Source organism: Alterinioella nitratireducens, assembly GCF_013155465.1.
GTDB classification, from domain to species: Bacteria; Pseudomonadota; Alphaproteobacteria; order Rhodobacterales; family Rhodobacteraceae; genus Alterinioella; species Alterinioella nitratireducens.
On the sequence record NZ_JABJVX010000002.1, the window covers coordinates 167587 to 184281 of the forward strand.

14 protein-coding genes and 1 tRNA gene are annotated in these 16695 nt (G+C 64.5%); 9 read left to right on the plus strand and 6 right to left on the minus strand.

All coding sequences use genetic code 11. The features are described 5' to 3' along the window. The first annotated feature begins 136 nt into the window (after positions 1-136). Complete coding sequence (gene serB / locus HNS34_RS03990; protein ID WP_172318260.1) at positions 137-1012, plus strand: phosphoserine phosphatase SerB; 876 nt, start codon at positions 137-139, stop codon at positions 1010-1012. 177 nt (positions 1013-1189) lie between these two features. Here serB and HNS34_RS03995 read toward each other — a convergent pair whose 3' ends face one another. The 4 genes from HNS34_RS03995 to HNS34_RS04010 all read right to left on the minus strand — a co-directional run bounded on the left by HNS34_RS03995 (position 1190) and on the right by HNS34_RS04010 (position 9170). Next, positions 1190-2098 carry a Hint domain-containing protein gene (locus tag HNS34_RS03995; protein ID WP_172318262.1) on the minus strand — a complete coding sequence of 303 codons (909 nt, stop codon included), beginning with the start codon at positions 2096-2098 and terminating at the stop codon, positions 1190-1192. Between the two features lie 160 nt (positions 2099-2258). Further along, positions 2259-6797, minus strand: a complete 4539-nt coding sequence (gene gltB / locus HNS34_RS04000) for a glutamate synthase large subunit (RefSeq protein WP_172318264.1) — start codon at positions 6795-6797, stop codon at positions 2259-2261. Positions 6798-6888: 91 nt separating this feature from the next. Further along, positions 6889-7599 carry a hypothetical protein gene (locus tag HNS34_RS04005; RefSeq protein ID WP_172318266.1) on the minus strand — a complete coding sequence of 237 codons (711 nt, stop codon included), beginning with the start codon at positions 7597-7599 and terminating at the stop codon, positions 6889-6891. Between the two features lie 137 nt (positions 7600-7736). Next, the gene (locus tag HNS34_RS04010) at positions 7737-9170 is read right to left on the minus strand and encodes an NAD(P)-dependent oxidoreductase (RefSeq protein WP_172318268.1); all 1434 of its coding nucleotides are present in this window, start codon (positions 9168-9170) and stop codon (positions 7737-7739) included. Positions 9171-9400: 230 nt separating this feature from the next. Between HNS34_RS04010 and HNS34_RS04015 the strand changes: the two genes are divergently transcribed. Beyond that, on the plus strand, positions 9401-10204 hold the full coding sequence (locus HNS34_RS04015; protein ID WP_172318270.1) for an undecaprenyl-diphosphate phosphatase: 804 nt from the start codon (positions 9401-9403) through the stop codon (positions 10202-10204). Here HNS34_RS04015 and HNS34_RS04020 read toward each other — a convergent pair. Continuing rightward, entirely contained in the window at positions 10195-11187 is a 993-nt protein-coding gene (locus HNS34_RS04020) for a complex I NDUFA9 subunit family protein (RefSeq protein WP_172318272.1), read from the minus strand. The two genes, HNS34_RS04015 and HNS34_RS04020, sit on opposite strands and share 10 nt — an antisense overlap. A 153-nt stretch (positions 11188-11340) precedes the next feature. Between HNS34_RS04020 and HNS34_RS04025 the strand changes: the two genes are divergently transcribed. The 7 genes from HNS34_RS04025 to HNS34_RS04055 all read left to right on the plus strand — a co-directional run bounded on the left by HNS34_RS04025 (position 11341) and on the right by HNS34_RS04055 (position 15260). Then, positions 11341-11427 (plus strand) — tRNA-Leu (locus HNS34_RS04025). Positions 11428-11465: 38 nt separating this feature from the next. Beyond that, entirely contained in the window at positions 11466-12077 is a 612-nt protein-coding gene (locus HNS34_RS04030; protein ID WP_172318274.1) for a ribonuclease D, read from the plus strand. Positions 12078-12081: 4 nt separating this feature from the next. Beyond that, complete coding sequence (gene lptC, locus HNS34_RS04035) at positions 12082-12678, plus strand: LPS export ABC transporter periplasmic protein LptC (RefSeq protein ID WP_172318276.1); 597 nt, start codon at positions 12082-12084, stop codon at positions 12676-12678. A 10-nt stretch (positions 12679-12688) separates the two neighbouring features. Next, positions 12689-13174: a lipopolysaccharide transport periplasmic protein LptA gene (lptA, locus tag HNS34_RS04040; RefSeq protein WP_172318278.1), complete on the plus strand. Its 486-nt coding sequence runs from the start codon at positions 12689-12691 to the stop codon at positions 13172-13174. Positions 13175-13178: 4 nt separating this feature from the next. Next, complete coding sequence (gene lptB / locus HNS34_RS04045) at positions 13179-13940, plus strand: LPS export ABC transporter ATP-binding protein (RefSeq protein ID WP_172318280.1); 762 nt, start codon at positions 13179-13181, stop codon at positions 13938-13940. A gap of 229 nt (positions 13941-14169) precedes the next feature. Beyond that, the gene (gene hpf, locus HNS34_RS04050; RefSeq protein WP_172318282.1) at positions 14170-14736 is read left to right on the plus strand and encodes a ribosome hibernation-promoting factor, HPF/YfiA family; all 567 of its coding nucleotides are present in this window, start codon (positions 14170-14172) and stop codon (positions 14734-14736) included. A 59-nt stretch (positions 14737-14795) separates the two neighbouring features. Next, complete coding sequence (locus HNS34_RS04055; protein ID WP_172318284.1) at positions 14796-15260, plus strand: PTS sugar transporter subunit IIA; 465 nt, start codon at positions 14796-14798, stop codon at positions 15258-15260. A gap of 1 nt (position 15261) precedes the next feature. Here HNS34_RS04055 and HNS34_RS04060 read toward each other — a convergent pair whose 3' ends face one another. Further along, on the minus strand, positions 15262-16695 hold the full coding sequence (locus tag HNS34_RS04060; RefSeq protein WP_172318286.1) for a nodulation protein NodH: 1434 nt from the start codon (positions 16693-16695) through the stop codon (positions 15262-15264).

The following is a 16695-nucleotide window of genomic DNA, read 5'->3' on the forward strand; positions in this document are numbered from 1 at the left end:
GCTGGTATCCTTCCAGATAAGCGCCCCTCGTTGGGGAGGGGTGTCCCACCTGCCGGGATAGGGCCAAGCACCGGCTGGCACAAGTCGGAAAATGCGGCTATGCGGTCGGAAACGCGACTTGCCTCGGAACTGCCCAATGTTCATCGCCACCCTCATCGCCCGTCCCGGTGCCCTCGATCCCGCGCTTGCAGATAGCCTGCGCAATGCCTGGGGCGGCGGCGATATTCTCTGGCTGTCTCCGGATGAGGCCGCCGAATTCGGTCTGGCCACCCTGCCCGCCAACCAATGGGAGGTCTGGCAGAGCCTGCAGGCGCAGGGCGTCGATCTGGTGATCCAGCCCGACGGCAACCGCCGCAAGAAAATGCTGCTGGCCGATATGGACAGCACCATGATCTGCCAGGAATGTATCGACGAACTGGCCGCCGAGGCGGGCGTCGGCGATCATGTCGCTTGCATCACCGCGCGGGCGATGAATGGCGAGCTGGATTTCGAGGCGGCGCTGACCGAACGGGTCGGCCTGCTGAAGGATCTGCCCGTCTCGGTCATCGACACCGTGCTGGCGACCCGCATTACCCTCATGCCAGGGGGCGCGGAACTCGTGGCGACGATGAAGGCGCAGGGGGCCTATGCCGCGCTGGTCTCGGGCGGGTTCACCGCCTTCACCGCGCGGGTGGCCGCCGATCTGGGCTTTGACGAGAACCGGGCCAACACGCTGCTGGAAGGGGGCGGAAAACTGACCGGCACCGTCGCCCTGCCCATCCTGGGGCGCGACGCCAAGGTCGCGGCCTTGCAGGAGATCACTGCCCGCCTGGGGATCGGGGTCGAGGATGTCATCGCCGTGGGCGACGGGGCCAATGACCTGGGAATGCTGCATCTGGCGGGCACCGGCGTCGCGCTGCACGCGAAACCTTCCGTCCAGGCCGAGTGCGACATCCGCATCAATCACGGCGACCTGACGGCGCTGCTCTATTTGCAGGGCTACAGCCGGGACGCGTTCAGTTTTCCGGGCTGAGAGCGACGGAAACCCGGCGGCGGCCCGTGTCACCTCTGAACCGCAAGAGGATGGCCCGCAATGACCCGATTTACCCTGATCCTCGCCGCCGCCGGCATGGCAATCACCTTCGCCGCGACGATCGCCACCAGCGAGGCCCTGTGGCCCGAGACCGAGACCGTGGCGATTGACCTCTGATCACGCCGCCAGCACTGCCCCCTCGAACCGGCGCGCCACCTGCCGTGCCGGGACCAGGTCGCGCGCACCGGGGGCGAGGTCGGGGAACAGCGCCAGAAGCTCGGCCCGCGTGTCGGCATCGCAGGCGCGCAGGGCATGGCCCAGGAAAAAGCTTTCCGACGGGACGCCGCCCGCCATCACGATCTCATGCGCCGCGAAGAGCAGGTGGATATAGGTCACCTCGGCCCTCTCCACCTGCCGGATCGTGTTGCCATTGACCAGGTGCCTGGCCGCCACCAGCACCTCCGCCTCACCAAAGTAAAGCTCCGCCCGCCAGCCGGTGACCAGCATCCGGTGTTGCGGCGAGACGGTCAGCGGATCGGGGTTGCCGATGGCCCCCGCCGCGAAGCGCACCGGCGCGAAGGCACCGGTTCCGGGCATTGTTCGGCGACCGATCCACAGGACCGGCTGCATCCCCCGGTCGCGCGTCAGCACCCTGTCACCGGGCGCCAGCGTCTCGATCAGGCGCGGGCCGGTCTCGGTCTCGATCACCGTGCCGGGGGTGAAACAGGGCGGCCCCAATTCACCCACCGGCACCTGGGTGCTGTCGGTGACATAGGTGGCGCTTTGGAAGGTCGCGTCCTCCAACACCGTGCCATCGGTCGGTGTGAAGATCGCGGGCTGCCCGTCGAGGTAGAACGTCACGCCGGTGATGGTGACCGTGCTGCCACCCATCGTCACGGTGATCGTGTCGTCAATCCAGACGCTGGTGACCTCGGCCCCGTTGGCGGTGTCGCCCACGCCGGGCTGGATGAAACCATTATCGTCACTGTCGACGAAATCGTAATTCTGCACCGTCAGGCTGGTGCCGGAGGGGGGCGGGTTTGCCGGGTCGATGACAAAGAACTGGTCTGTATATGTGGTGGGCATGGGCGGCCTCGGGACAAACGCATCTGCCCCTGCCTACCGGCCAACTCGTGAAGACAAGGCAAACCGCGCCCCCGGATTCTCGTTCAACTTTTCCGCATTGCACAAGAAAAAGGCGCGCCCCGGTGGCCGAGGCGCGCCCGTTATCCCCTTGCTCCCGCCCCTATTCGGCGGGCACGGCCTGATCCTCGACCGCCAGCGGATAGGGCAGCTTGGCCAGCATCTCCTTGGGGCAGACCTGCAGGAAATGCCCCCGTTCCATATCCCAATGCTGCAGTATATCGGCCGCCTTGCGTGACCCTGTCTCGGCTGCATGACGCTCGATCAGGCCGCGCAGCTCATCCTCCCAATGGCCGTCCATCACCGGGGCGGTCACCAGCGTCTCCATGTTCATGTTGACCACCGACGCCCCGTCTGGATCGTAGAGATAGGCCATGCCGCCGGTCATGCCCGCGCCGAAATTGGCCCCGATGGAGCCCAGGATCACCGCAACCCCGCCGGTCATGTATTCGCACCCGTTCGAGCCGCAGCCCTCGATCACCACATGCGCGCCGGAATTGCGCACGGCAAAGCGCTCGCCCGCCCGACCGGCAGCAAAAAGGTAGCCGGAGGTCGCGCCGTAAAGCACGGTATTGCCGATGATCGTGTTCTCATCGGCCTTCAGCGGGCTGACCTGTGCCTGCCGGACCACGATGATGCCGCCCGACAGGCCCTTGCCGACATAGTCGTTGGCATCGCCCGACACCTCCAGCTTCAATCCCGGCGCGGCAAAAGCCCCCAGGGATTGCCCGGCGGAGCCTTCCAGCTTGACCGTCAGGTGATCGGGCTGAAGATCGTTCCGCATCCCGAAATTCTGCACGATATGGCTGGATGTGCGCGTGCCGATGGTGCGCAGCGTGTTCTGCACGGCATAGCTGAGCTGCATCTTCTCGCCGTCACGCAGGAACCGGTCGGCATCGCGCACGATCTTGGCGTCCAGCGTGTCCGACACCGCATTGCGCGGCTTGTCGCGGTCATAGACGATCCGGTCCGCCCCATCGACGGTGATCAGAAGCGGGTTGAGGTCGAGATCGTCCAGATGCGCATTGCCCCGGCTGACCTGGCTCAGCAGATCGGCCCGACCGATGACCTCATCGAGCGACCGCGCGCCGATGGCGGCCAGCAACTCGCGCACCTCCTGCGCGTAGAAGGTGATGAGGTTCACCACCTTTTCGGCGCTGCCGGTGAACTTGTCGCGCAGTTTCTCGTCCTGGGTGCAGACGCCGACCGGGCAGGTGTTCGACTGGCACTGGCGCACCATGATGCAGCCCATCGCGATCAGGGCGGCGGTGCCGATGCCATATTCCTCGGCCCCCATCATCGCGGCCATGACGATGTCGCGGCCCGTGCGCAAACCGCCATCGGTGCGCAGCGTGACGCGGCCCCGCAGGTGGTTCATCGCCAGCACCTGATGGGCCTCGGTCAGGCCCATTTCCCAGGGCAGCCCCGCAAACTTGATCGACGTCGCGGGCGATGCGCCGGTGCCGCCATTATGGCCCGAGATCAGGATGATATCGGCCTTGGCCTTGGCCACGCCCGCCGCGATCGTGCCGACGCCCGAGCTTGCCACCAGCTTCACCGTCACCTTGGCGCGCGGGTTGATCTGCTTGAGGTCGTAAATCAGCTGCGCCAGATCCTCGATGGAATAGATGTCGTGATGCGGCGGCGGCGAGATCAGCGTGACTCCCGGCGTCGAATGGCGCAGCTTGGCGATCAGCTCGGTCACTTTCATGCCCGGCAACTGCCCGCCCTCACCGGGCTTGGCGCCCTGCGCGACCTTGATCTCCAGCTCCTCGCAGGCCAGCAGGTATTCCGCCGTCACGCCGAAGCGACCGGATGCCACCTGCTTGATCTTGGCGCTGGCATTGTCGCCATTGGGTTCCGGCGTGAAATCATCGGGGCTTTCGCCGCCCTCGCCGGAATCCGACTTCGCGCCGATCCGGTTCATCGCGATGGACAGGGTCCGGTGCGCCTCGGGGCTCAGCGCGCCCAGGCTCATCCCCGGCGTGACAAAGCGCTTGCGGATCGAGGTGATGCTTTCGACCTCCTCAATCGGCACCGGCTTGCCCAGCGGCTTGATCTCCAACAGATCGCGCAGATGGATCGGCGGGTTCGCCTTCATCTTGGCGCTGTATTGCTTCCACATCTCGTAGGACGCGGTGTTGCAGGCCATTTGCAGCATGTGCATGGTCTGCGCCTCCCAGGCGTGTTTCTCGCCCGAGCGTCGCGCCTTGTAGAAGCCGCCGATGGGCAGCAGGTCGGTGCCCGCCTTCCAGCCGCGCGCGTGAACCTCAAGGGCCTTGCGCTGCACACCGGTCACGCCGATGCCGCTGATCCGGCTGAGCATGCCTGGGAAGAACTCGGCCACCATGGAGCGTGACAGCCCCACAGCCTCGAAATTCAGCCCGCCGCGATAGGAGGAGATCACCGAGATTCCCATCTTCGCCATGATCTTGAGCAGCCCCTGGTCAATCGCGTTGCGATAGCGCGCCATCGCCGTGGTCAGGTCGCAATCCAGCAGCCCCCGGTCGATCCGGTCGGCAAGGCTGTCCTGCGCCAGGTAGGCGTTCACGGTCGTCGCCCCCGCCCCGATCAGCACCGCAAAGTAATGCGGGTCGATACATTCGGCGGATCGCACATTGACCGAACAGAAGGTGCGCAAGCCCTGCCGCGTCAGCCAGCTATGCACCGCGCTGGTCGCCAGGATCATCGGCATGGCGGCGCGGTCCTCATCCTGCGCCCGGTCGCTCAGCACCAGATGCCCCGCGCCCGAACGCACCGCATCCTCGGCCTCGGCCCGGATCCGGTCCAGCGCCTTGCGCAGCGCGCCCCGGTCGCCATCGCCCGGGAAGGTGCAGTCGATGGTGGTCACGTTCTTGCCGAAATGTCCCAGCATCGCGTCGAATTGCGCATTGGTGACAAAGGGGCTTTCCAGCACCAGGATCTCGGTCTGGCTCGAATCCTCGTCCAGCACGTTCTTGAGGTTGCCGAACCGGGTCTTGAGGCTCATCACCCGGAACTCGCGAAGCGAGTCGATGGGCGGGTTTGTCACCTGGCTGAAATTCTGCCGGAAATAATGGCTCAGCGGCCGGTAGGTCGAGGACAGCACCGCGCTCGGCGTGTCGTCGCCCATCGAGGCCAGCGCCTCCTTGCCGTCCTCGCCCATCGGGGCCAGCACGCTCTCAAGCTCCTCTATCGTGTAGCCCGCCGCGATCTGGCGCTTGCGCAGATCCTCGCCCTGGTAGTCGCGGGTCTCGGTCAGGCCGGCGGTCTCGCTCTCCAGCTCGGTGATCCGGCCCACCCAGTCGCCGAAGGGCCGCGAGGCCGACAGCATGTCCTTCATCTCGGCATCGTGGTAGAGCTTGGATTCAACCATATCCACCGCGATCATCTGGCCGGGGCCCAGCGCGCCCTTCTCGACGATCTTCGCCTCGTCGACCGGCACCATCCCGGCCTCGGAGCCCGCGATCAGCAGCCCGTCGCCCGTCACCACATAGCGCATCGGCCGCAGCCCGTTGCGGTCCAGCCCGGCGCAGACCCAGCGCCCGTCGGTCATCGCCAGCGCGGCGGGGCCGTCCCAGGGCTCGATGACGCTGTTGCAGTAGGAATACATGTCGCGCCACGCCTTGGGCAGCTCGGTGGTGGATTTCGACCAGGCCTCGGGCACCAGCATCGTCTTGGCCATCGGCGCGTTGCGGCCTGCCCGCACCAGCACCTCGAACACCGCATCAAGTGCTGCAGAGTCGCTCGACCCCCCCGGAACGATGGGTTTTATATCCTCGGCCAGGTCGCCGAAATAATTCGACGCCATGCGGATCTCGTGGCTTTTCATCCAGTTCAGGTTGCCCTTCAGCGTGTTGATCTCGCCGTTATGGGCCAGCATCCGGAACGGCTGCGCCAGCCACCATTGCGGAAAGGTGTTGGTGGAATAGCGCTGGTGGTAGATCGCAAAGGCGCTCTCGAAGCGGTCATCCTGCAAATCCGGGTAGAACTCGGCGACCTGCTCGGCCAGCATCATGCCCTTGTAGATGATCGACCGGCACGACAGGCTCGCCAGATAGAGCTCGCGCACCCCCGCCGCAAAGGCCGCCTTCTCGATCCGGCGGCGAATGACGTAAAGCTCGCGCTCGAAGGTCTCCTCATCCACGCCCTTGCTGTTCGAGATCAGGATCTGCTCGATCTCGGGCCGGGTCGCGTTGGCCTTCTCGCCCAGGCAGGCGATGTTCACCGGCACATGGCGCCAGCCATAGATGTAATAGCCCATGCGCAGAACTTCCGATTCCACGATGGTGCGGCAGGTCTCCTGCGCGCCGAAATCGTTGCGCGGCAGAAAGACCTGGCCGACCGCGATCAGCTGGTCCCAATCCGGCTCATGCCCGGTGCGGCGGATCTGGTCGTAGAAGAAGGTGACGGGGATCTGCACGTGAATACCCGCGCCATCGCCGGTCTTGCCATCGGCATCGACCGCGCCGCGATGCCAGATCGCTTTCAGCGCGGCAATCCCTGACTCCACCACCGACCGGCGCGGCTTGCCGTCCAGCGACACGACCAATCCCACCCCGCAGGAGGAATGCTCATCCGCCTCGGAATAGAGACTGTTTTCCGCCATCCACTTGCGCTTTTCCTGCTCGGCGCGGGCCCAGTTGGCATCGTATTTGGTCATTGCGGGGTTCCTTCATTCTGGGGCCTGCGCAGGGGTGTCCGGGCGACGGCGGGGTGGTCCTTGTCTCGGGAAGCGGGCGGATGTCGGCGGCTCATGACATCATGTCTCCGCAATCGTAGAGCGGCTGATCCGACAGGAAGCCGCGCTCGCCGGGTTCGGCGAACTCCATCGGGGAATTGTCGCTTTCGATTGTTTCGCCGCTCGGCAGCGTGGTCACTTCCTGACCGCCGAAGAAGATGCGCCATCCCTCGTGGACATATTGATTTCCCTCAACCCGGCGCGGACCTTCGCCAAGGTCGTATTGATAGGAGAACTCGGTCCGGTTCAGAACCCGCCCGTCGATCTCGACCGTCTCGCCGGTCAGCCGGTCGAACCCGGTGTAATCGCGTTGGATGCGCATTCCGCCGGGGCTCTCGTAGATCGTGCTGAACACCATGGAATCGCTGCCGGTCGCGAAAAGCTCGGTGACCGAGGCCGGGTCTTCCTCGGGCGTGATCAGCGTGTTCTGCCCGCCATTGCGCAGGTCATAGGACAGCAGCCAGCGGAACTCGCGATCGGTTTGCGACAGGGCAAACGGCCCGTCGCCATCCATCGACATGCGCCAATGCGTGCCCTCGGGATCGCCTTCGCAGGTCCAGTAATGCGACACGAAACAGCCGCGCGACTGCACCGTCATGAACGCCGTGCAACCCGGCGGCGGCGTGACCGTGCCCGCCCCCTGCGCCGAGGCGGGTGCAGGGGCGAGGGCCGGCACAATTGCCAGCGCCCCAAGGGTGAGTGCGGCGCGGATGGATAGAAACATGTCAGCCTCCTTGACCATTAACAAATCTCCGGTTTCCCGTTTTGCCCGCATAGCACATCCCGGTCTGCACAGGGGGTGCATCGGGGGGTGTACGGGGGGTGACAGGCCGAAATTCGCCCCGATCCGCCCCGTTAACCCTATTCCGCCGCGACCGAGGCGGATGTGGCGAGCCGCTCCAGGATCGCATCCGCCGCCTCGCGCCCGTCGCGGATCGCCCAGACCACAAGGCTCGCGCCGCGCGCGATATCGCCCACCGCGTAGACACCGGGCAGGTTGGTTTCATGGGTCTGGAAACTGGTCTTGACGGTGCCCCAGCGGGTGACCTCCAGCTCCGGCTGGTCCCACAAGGCGGGCAGGTCTTCCGGTTCAAACCCCAGCGCCTTGATGACCAGGTCGGCCTCCTCGACATAATCCGCGCCTTCGATCAATTCGGGGCTCTGGCGGCCGGTCACATCGGGCTGTCCCAACCGCATCCGCTGCACCATCGTGCCGGTCACGGGGTCGCCCGCAAAGCCGTTGGGCGCGGTCAGCCAGACAAATTCCACGCCCTCTTCCTCGGCATTCGCAACCTCGCGCTGCGACCCCGGCATGTTGGCCCGGTCGCGGCGATAGAGGCATTTCACGGATGTCGCACCCTGCCGCACGGCGGTGCGCACACAGTCCATCGCGGTGTCGCCGCCGCCGATCACGACGACGCGCTTGCCCTCGGCATTGAGCTCGCCCGAGTCGAACTCGGGCACGTCATCGCCAAAGCTCTTGCGGTTCGACGCGGTCAGAAAATCAATCGCCCGGACAAGACCAGCAGCCCCGGAACCCGGCCCCGGCAGATCGCGGGATTTGTAGACGCCGGTGGCGATGACCACGAAATCATGGGCTTCGCGGATCTCGGCAAAGCCGATCTCCTCGCCGACATTGCAGTTCAGCCGGAAGGCGACGCCGCCCTGTTCCAGCTGATCGTTGCGGCGCATCACGACGTCCTTCTCCAGCTTGAAACCGGGGATGCCATAGGTCATCAGCCCGCCCGCGCGGTCGTAGCGGTCATAGACGGTGACCTGGAGTCCGGCACGGCGCAGACGGTCGGCGGCGGCAAGCCCCCCCGGTCCCGCGCCGATGATGCCGACGCTCTCGGGCCGCTCGGACTTGGGCGCGATCGGCTTGACCCAGCCTTCCTCCCAGGCGGTATCGGTAATGTATTTCTCGACCGCGCCGATGGTGACGGTGCCGTGGCCGGATTGCTCGATCACGCAATTGCCTTCGCAGAGGCGATCCTGCGGGCAGATGCGGCCACAGATTTCCGGAAAGGTGTTGGTGGCCTGGCTCAGCTCATAGGCTTCCTGCAAGCGCCCCTCGGCGGTCAGGCGCAGCCAGTCGGGGATGTTGTTGTGCAGCGGGCAATGGGTCTGGCAATAGGGCACGCCGCACTGGCTGCACCGGCCCGCCTGCTCGGCCGCCTTCTCGCGCGCGTATTCGCCATAGATCTCGTGAAAATCCTGCCGCCGCGTATCCGCGCTGCGCTTTTCGGGCATGTCCTTGCCCACGGTCACGAATTTCAGCATCTTCTGTTCAGCCATGGCGCGCCCCTCGAAACTTCGGCATAAGACCCAAAGCCACCCTATAAAGTGTGCGATTTCTCGTGAAAAGACAGTGATGCTGACCTATATTCATATTTCCTGTGGATTTCCACACCGAATTTCTGTCCGGAGTCGCATTAAAGGTAAGTATAATTGACTTATCATACAGAAATATACGTAACATCAATAGCTTACGCTGACATGAATCTGTCCAACCAGGATAGCCCGACATGAGCCTGTTTCACCTTCTTCTTGTCGCGATCATCCAGGGGATCACCGAATTCCTGCCGATTTCCTCGTCGGGCCACCTGATTCTGCTGCCCCAGCTGACCGGAATGGAGGATCAGGGCCAGGTGATCGACGTGGCCGTGCATATCGGCACGCTCGGCGCGGTGGTGCTGTATTTCCGCTCGGATGTGCGGATGGCGCTGACCGGGTTTCGCAGGCTTGCCGCGCGCGACACCGACAGCCGCGAGGCGCGGCTGGCGCTTGGGCTGGTCATCGGCACCATCCCCGTCATCCTTTTCGGCCTCGCGCTGAACCTGACGGGCTATAGCGATGCCCTGCGCTCGATCGCCGTGATCGGCTGGACCATGCTGATCTTCGGTCTGGTGCTCTACTGGGCCGACCAGCGCGGGCAGGAGAGGTTGGCGGCGCGGCACTGGACGCTCCGCCATGCTCTGATCATGGGTCTGTGGCAGGCGGTGGCGCTGATCCCCGGCACGTCGCGGTCCGGCATCACCATCACCGGGGCGCGGATGCTTGGCTACACCCGCAGCGACGCGGCGCGGTTGTCGATGCTGATGTCGATTCCGACGATCATCGCCTCGGGCGTGCTGCTCGGGGCTGAGGTGATCGGCGATGCAAATGCAGGGCTGGCCCGCGACATGGCCATTGCCGCGATCTTTTCCTTCGCCGCCGCATTGGCCGCGCTGAGCGTCATGATGCGGCTGCTGGAAAGCGTCAGCTTCACGCCTTATGTAATCTACCGGGTGATCCTCGGGCTGGTCCTGCTGGGGATCGCCTATACCTGAGTGTTGCGCATGTTGCGCGCGCTGGCCTGAATGTCGGCATACTGCCCGCCGGGGCGGTAGACCCAGAGGTAATCATCCAGCACCGCCTCCATATCCGTGGGCTGAAGCCCCAGATCGTCAAACCCCTTCGCGTCCTCGGACACCACGTTGTCCTGGCGCAACTGGCGCACCTGGTCGCGGGTCAGGATCGAGTTGTGGAAGAGGCCACCGGTCATGACCTGCGCGGCATTCAGACCCCAGGCCATGACCGAGCCCATCCAGAACGGCATGTTCATCACCAGGCGGCGGCGGCGGATCAGGCGCAGCATCAATTCGATGAAGCTGCGCAGCGTGCCGACATCCGGCCCGCCAAGCTCATAGATGCCGGGGGCGGCCTTGCCCGTCACACCCATCTGGGCCGCATGGGCCACGTCATCGACATAGACCGGCTGGAACCTCGTCTGACCGCCGACCAGCGGCAGGACCGGGCCGAACTTGGTCATCCGGGCGAAGCGGTTGAAGAACGCATCCTCGGTCCCGAACATGACCGAGGGGCGCAGGATCACCGCGCCCGGCATATGATCGAGGATCGCGGCCTCGCCCTCGGCCTTGCTGCGGGCATAGGCGCTGTCGGACTCCGCATCCGCGCCAATGGCGGAAATATGCACCAGCCGGTCGATCCCGGCCTCCGCCGTCAGGCGCGCGACGCGGCCCGCGCCCTCGACCTGCACGGCGTCGAAATTGTTGCGGCCGCTCATGTCGAAGGTGCCGACACAGTTGATCACCGCATCCGCCCCGCCGATCGCGGCGGCGACCGAGGCATCGTCACGGATATTGGCCAGCACCGGCACAACCTGGCCGACCGTGCCATAGGTGCGCACGAAGATCGCCTCGTTCGGACGGCGTACGGCGACGCGCACGCGCCAGCCCTGGTTGGCCATCCGCCGGGCGATATAGCGGCCCAAAAAGCCCGATCCGCCAAAGATCGTCACCAGTTTTGCCATGCCTTCATCCTCCGGTCTTGTCTGGCCATGGTGATACGCGCGCGGAGCCTGCCGGACAAGGCGCAATTCGTCTCGCCCCCGGCGCGGCATTTTTCACGAAAGCCCCGTTGACACGGATCGCGCGCGGGGCTACATCGCGGCCTCACGACACCTGCCCAGGTGGCGGAATTGGTAGACGCGCTAGCTTCAGGTGCTAGTATTCGCAAGGATGTGGAGGTTCGAGTCCTCTCCTGGGCACCACTCTTCCTCCGGCAGCCGCTAGGAAGGAAGACCCCGACGTGACCATCCATCTTTACCAGAACGACCTGCCCGATGGCCTGACGCTTGGCCCCATCGTCGCGATTGATTGCGAGACCATGGGCCTCAACCCGCATCGTGACCGGCTGTGCCTGGTGCAGATGTCGGATGGCGACGGAAATGCGCATCTGATCCAGGTGGCGAAGGGACAGACCGAGGCCCCCAACCTTGCCCGCCTTCTGGAAGATCCCGACACGCTGAAGCTGTTCCATTTCGGGCGCTTCGACATTGCCGTGATGTATCACGCCTTCGGGGCCCTCACCGCGCCCGTCTTCTGCACCAAGATCGCGTCGAAACTGGTGCGCACCTATACCGACCGGCACGGGTTGAAGAACCTCTGCCAGGAGATGCTGAACATCGACATTTCCAAGCAGCAGCAAAGCTCGGACTGGGGCGCGGAGACGCTGAGCGAGGCGCAGAAAACCTATGCCGCCTCCGACGTGCTCTACCTGCACCGCCTGCGCGAGATCTTCCAGGAGATGCTGGAGCGCGAGGGCCGCAGCGACATGGCGCAGGCCTGTTTCGATTTCCTGCCCACGCGCGCCAGGCTCGATCTGGCCGGGTGGCCCGAGATCGACATCTTCGCGCATTAGACCGATGGCCGCGTCCAACGCCTATTCGAGATTTGTCGCCTGGGTGAAGGTCATCCTGCCGCTGCTGGCGCTGGCGCTTCTGTCGACGCTGTTCCTGTTCTCGCGCACGCCCGACCCCAACCGCGCCATTCCCTTCGCCAATGTCGATGTCGAGGAGCTGGCGCGCGAGCAGAGCCTGGGCCGGCCCCGGTTCGCCGGCACGCTGAGCGACGGGCGCGAGGTGATCTTCACCGCCGACCGCGCCACGCCGGTGGCCGACCAGCCCGACCATATCGCCGCCACCGATATCGAGGCGCGGGTGGACATCTCGGCCGAGGCGATCTTGCTCATCGTGGCGGAAACCGGCCTCTTCGATCTGGCCGCGCAGATGGCCGATCTCAGCCGGTCGGTGGGGCTGACCACTTCGACCGGCTATCGGCTCTCGACCGAGATGCTGCAATTCAACCTGACCGAGTTCATGGCCGAATCGCCCGGTGCCGTTTCGGTCACCGGACCCGATCTGACGCTGGAGGCGGGCTCGATGCGGGTGACGGGAACGGAAGGCAACAATCTTGTCGTTTTCAACGGCGGGGTTCGGATGCTATATGATCCTCAAAATTGATGGAGTTTCCATGCGGATCATTGTCGCCGCTCTCGTTTCGATCCTGGTGTTTTCCCTGCCCGCCCTTGCCCAGACGGCAATCGGCTTTGGCGGCGTGGCGCATGATGCCAGCCAGCCGGTCGAGGTGACGTCGGACAGTCTCAGCGTCGATCAGGCGACGGGCAACGCGATTTTCTCGGGCAATGTCATCGTCATCCAGGGAGATCTGCGCATGGCCGCAGGCGAGGTTTCTGTGTTCTACGCGGAACAAGGCGGCGCGCAGCAGGTCAACGAGGTCGTGGCCACCGGCGGCGTCCTCCTGACCCGTGGCGACGACGCGGCCGAAGGCGACCGGGCGGAATATTCCGTGGGCTCGGGCGCGATGGTCCTGATCGGGGATGTCCTGGTCACGCAAGGCCGCACCGCCATTGCCGGCGATCGCCTGTCTATTGACCTCACCACCGGCAACGGCACGGTCGAGGGGCGTGTGCGCACGGTCCTGCAACCGGCGGAATGAGGCCATGGAGGGCAAACCCGATCTTGTCATGGCCGACGGGCAGCAAGGGCTGCATGTCACCAACCTGCGCAAGAGCTATCGCCGCCGCCCGGTGATCCGCGATGTCACCCTGTCGCTGAACCGGGGCGAGGTGGTGGCGCTTCTCGGGCCCAACGGCTCGGGCAAGACCACCTGTTTCTATTCCATCGCCGGTCTGGTCACGCCCGAGGGCGGCACCGTGATGCTGGACGGTCAGGACGTCACCCGCTTTCCGATGTATCGCCGCGCCAAGGCCGGAATCGGCTACCTGCCGCAGGAAATGTCGATCTTTCGCGGGCTGACGGTCGAGGCCAATATCATGGCCATCCTGGAGATCACCGAGAAACACCGCCACCAGCGCCATGAACGGCTTGAGGAACTCCTGTCCGATTTCTCGATCAGCCATCTGCGCGCGGCCCCTGCCCTGTCGCTTTCGGGCGGGGAACGCCGCCGCGCCGAGATCGCCCGCTGTCTGGCCTCGAACCCACGCTACCTGCTGCTGGATGAACCCTTCGCGGGCGTCGATCCCATCGCGGTGGCGGAAATTCGGGGCCTGGTCTCGGACCTCAAGAAGCGCGGGCTTGGCGTGCTGATCACCGATCACAACGTGCGCGAGACGCTGGAGATCGTGGACCGCGCCTATATCCTGCATGACGGCACCGTCTTGATGAGCGGCACCGCCGAAGAGGTGGTGCAGGACGAGAACGTGCGCCGCGTCTACCTGGGCCAATCCTTCCGCATCACCTGAACACATCGTTTCGCGGCGTCAGGCATTCGACCGCATTGACAGTCCCCCCCGTTTCGTCGCCAAATGGAGGTGATGTTCAAAATCGCGTCTGACCATTGCCACTTCAGACCGGACCTTTCGGGGGCCGCCAAAGGCGCAAGATCATTCCCGGTTTCTTCCCGACATCGAGGCACTGACACGCGGACCGCGGGATTGCCCCGCGGGACTGCCCAAATAAATTGGAGGCCGAATGCGTTACCAGATTAGCGGCAAGCAGATCGACATCGGAGATGCTCTTCAGACTCATGTAAAGGACGGGCTCGGGTCCGCCGTCAGCAAATATGCCGAGCGCCCGACCGATGCGTCGATCATTTTCTCGCGCAGCGGCAGCGAATACGCCTGCGAGGCGATCGTGCATCTGTCCACCGGCATGACCGCCTCGGCCAAGGCCAAGAGCCACGAGATCTATTCCGCGTTCGATCAATGCTGCGAGAAGATGGAAAAGCAGCTCCGCCGTTACAAGCGCCGCCTCAAGGACCATCACCGCGACCGGGCGCAGCCCATTGAACACATGATTGCCTCGTCCTACATCCTGGCCGGGACCGAAGACAGCGACGCGGACGAGCCCGATTCGCTGCAACCCATCATCGTCGCCGAGATGGAGGCCAAGATCCCCTCGCTCTCCGTCGGCGAGGCCGTGATGCAGATGGAGATCGCCGGCGCGCCGGTCCTGGTCTTCCGCCGCGAGGGTCATGACGGGGTGAACGTGGTCTATCGGCGCGACGACGGCAATGTCGGCTGGATCGACCCGCGCTGACCGGATAGAACCAGAGATCGGGGCCGGATTGGGGCCGGCCCCGCCAACAGGGACACCATATGCAACTTTCAACGATACTGCGCCCGCAGGCTGTCAAGCTCGTGTCGGACATCACCAGCAAGAAGCGCCTGATGCAGACGGTGGCGGACCTGGCGCGTGACGTCACCGGCCACAGCACGACCGAGATCTGCGCCGCCCTTCTGGATCGCGAGACGCTCGGGCCCACCGGCTTCGGCCATGGCGTCGCCCTGCCGCATGCACGGCTGGAAGGGCTGGAGGGCGTTCAGGGTGTGTTCGTGAAGCTTGATCACCCGGTCGAGTTCGAATCCGTCGATAAGCAGCCCGTCGATCTGGTCTTCGCCCTCTTCGCACCGGAAGAGGCCGGGACGCAACACCTCAAGGCGCTGGCGCTGGTCTCGCGCACCCTGCGCGATCCGGCCCTGTGTCGCAAACTGCGCGCCACCACCGATCCGCACGCCATCCATGCCCTGCTGACCGAGGCGCGCACGTCGCAAGCGGCGTGACTCACCCCTCCCAGGGGGCAAAGCCGAAATTGACGAAATCCTTGCGATAGATCTCGCCGATCAGCGCCTCGGTCTCGTAATTGTTGATCTCGGACAGCGGGAACGGCCCGTCATCGACGGGCATATCAAACTCCACCTCCTTGCCGGTCTGCCCCCTGGCCAGCCGCGGCAACCCCTCGATCAGGTCTTCCTCGCGGAACAGGTGATCGGGAAGCGTCACGCCCGCCATGCCCTGAAGGATCGCGGTTTGCGAGGCGAAGACGGGTTCCACCTTCACACTGGTCTGCCCCGCCAGATTGCCCTTGAGAAAATGCAGGAAAGCGATGAACGCCTCCTGATGCTGGTCGGCGTAATAGCCCTTGATCAGCCCCTCTTCAGGGATCGGCAGGCCATAGCGCTTGCGCAGCACCCGGCGGATATTGCTGAAGGCGGGCCGGTCATTGGGCAGGATGCAGGTGTTGAAGACGTGATAGGCGCGCTCCAGCGGGTGCCGCAGCACGGTGAAGCTGCGATAGCCCGGATGCTTGCGCATCCATTGGCGCAGATCCTTCTGGTTCATCGCGCCCAACAGGTCGCCCGTCGCGATCCCGTCCAGCGCCGCCATCCATGACTTGACCGGCTCCACCGCCGCGCCCTTGATCGGCATGAAGAGCAACCCCGCCTCGGGCGTCGCGCAGAAATTCGGCACCCCGGCATGGCGGGGCGGCTCGAAATTCGGGGTCTTGTCCAGCTCGAACCGGTCCAGCTTGGACAGCATCCGTACCATATGGTCGTAATTTTCGACCTTCTCGCTCAGATCGCTCGGGTTCTGCTTCTTGAGCTTGGAATTGGTGCCGTCCAGCTCATGCTCCGATCCCAGGAACCGCGCCAGCCCGTTGATCACCTCGACATCGTTGATGTCATCGTAACGGATGTAGAACGCGGTCTGCCCGGTGGTCTGAAGCCCGCGCTGCAACCTGACCTGAAACTCCTGCAGGTCGGTCAGCATGTTCTCGAACTCCCACTGGCGAAACTCGATCTTGGCGCTGCGGGCGTGTTTCATGTCGGTCAGCCGCCATTGCCCGGTCTCCGAGGCAATCCGGCGGCTCACGTAACTGTCCAGCGGGTTGCGGGTCAGGATTACCTTGGCGATGGCCGGGTCGGGCAGGATCCGGTCCAGCACGCGCGCGTCATGATCGTGGAAGAAGCGGAACCCCGGCGTCACCCCTTCCTCGGCGTTGTCGATGATGGCCTCCAGCAGGTCCAGCGGCTTCTTCTCGCGCCGGTCCATGTCGATGCCGTGCATCTCGAACCTGTTATGGTGCCCCATGAAGGTGGGGTTATAGACCTCGCCCAGGCAATCCAGATCGGGCAGGTCATTCAGCGTCGCCTCAAGATAGTTCGAGCCCGTCCGCATTTCCGCGAAGATCACGAAAGCGTCGAATTTGCGGTCCAT

What these genes read in the sequence shown, in the direction of transcription:
- serB (WP_172318260.1), top strand. Translation starts at nt 137, where the DNA reads ATGTTCATCGCCACCCTCATCGCCCGTCCCGGTGCCCTCGATCCCGCG.
- HNS34_RS03995 (WP_172318262.1), bottom strand. Translation starts at nt 2,098, where the DNA reads ATGCCCACCACATATACAGACCAGTTCTTTGTCATCGACCCGGCAAAC.
- gltB (WP_172318264.1), bottom strand. Translation starts at nt 6,797, where the DNA reads ATGACCAAATACGATGCCAACTGGGCCCGCGCCGAGCAGGAAAAGCGC.
- HNS34_RS04005 (WP_172318266.1), bottom strand. Translation starts at nt 7,599, where the DNA reads ATGTTTCTATCCATCCGCGCCGCACTCACCCTTGGGGCGCTGGCAATT.
- HNS34_RS04010 (WP_172318268.1), bottom strand. Translation starts at nt 9,170, where the DNA reads ATGGCTGAACAGAAGATGCTGAAATTCGTGACCGTGGGCAAGGACATG.
- HNS34_RS04015 (WP_172318270.1), top strand. Translation starts at nt 9,401, where the DNA reads ATGAGCCTGTTTCACCTTCTTCTTGTCGCGATCATCCAGGGGATCACC.
- HNS34_RS04020 (WP_172318272.1), bottom strand. Translation starts at nt 11,187, where the DNA reads ATGGCAAAACTGGTGACGATCTTTGGCGGATCGGGCTTTTTGGGCCGC.
- lptC (WP_172318276.1), top strand. Translation starts at nt 12,082, where the DNA reads ATGGCCGCGTCCAACGCCTATTCGAGATTTGTCGCCTGGGTGAAGGTC.
- lptA (WP_172318278.1), top strand. Translation starts at nt 12,689, where the DNA reads ATGCGGATCATTGTCGCCGCTCTCGTTTCGATCCTGGTGTTTTCCCTG.
- lptB (WP_172318280.1), top strand. Translation starts at nt 13,179, where the DNA reads ATGGAGGGCAAACCCGATCTTGTCATGGCCGACGGGCAGCAAGGGCTG.
- hpf (WP_172318282.1), top strand. Translation starts at nt 14,170, where the DNA reads ATGCGTTACCAGATTAGCGGCAAGCAGATCGACATCGGAGATGCTCTT.
- HNS34_RS04055 (WP_172318284.1), top strand. Translation starts at nt 14,796, where the DNA reads ATGCAACTTTCAACGATACTGCGCCCGCAGGCTGTCAAGCTCGTGTCG.
- HNS34_RS04060 (WP_172318286.1), bottom strand. Translation starts at nt 16,695, where the DNA reads ATGGACCGCAAATTCGACGCTTTCGTGATCTTCGCGGAAATGCGGACG.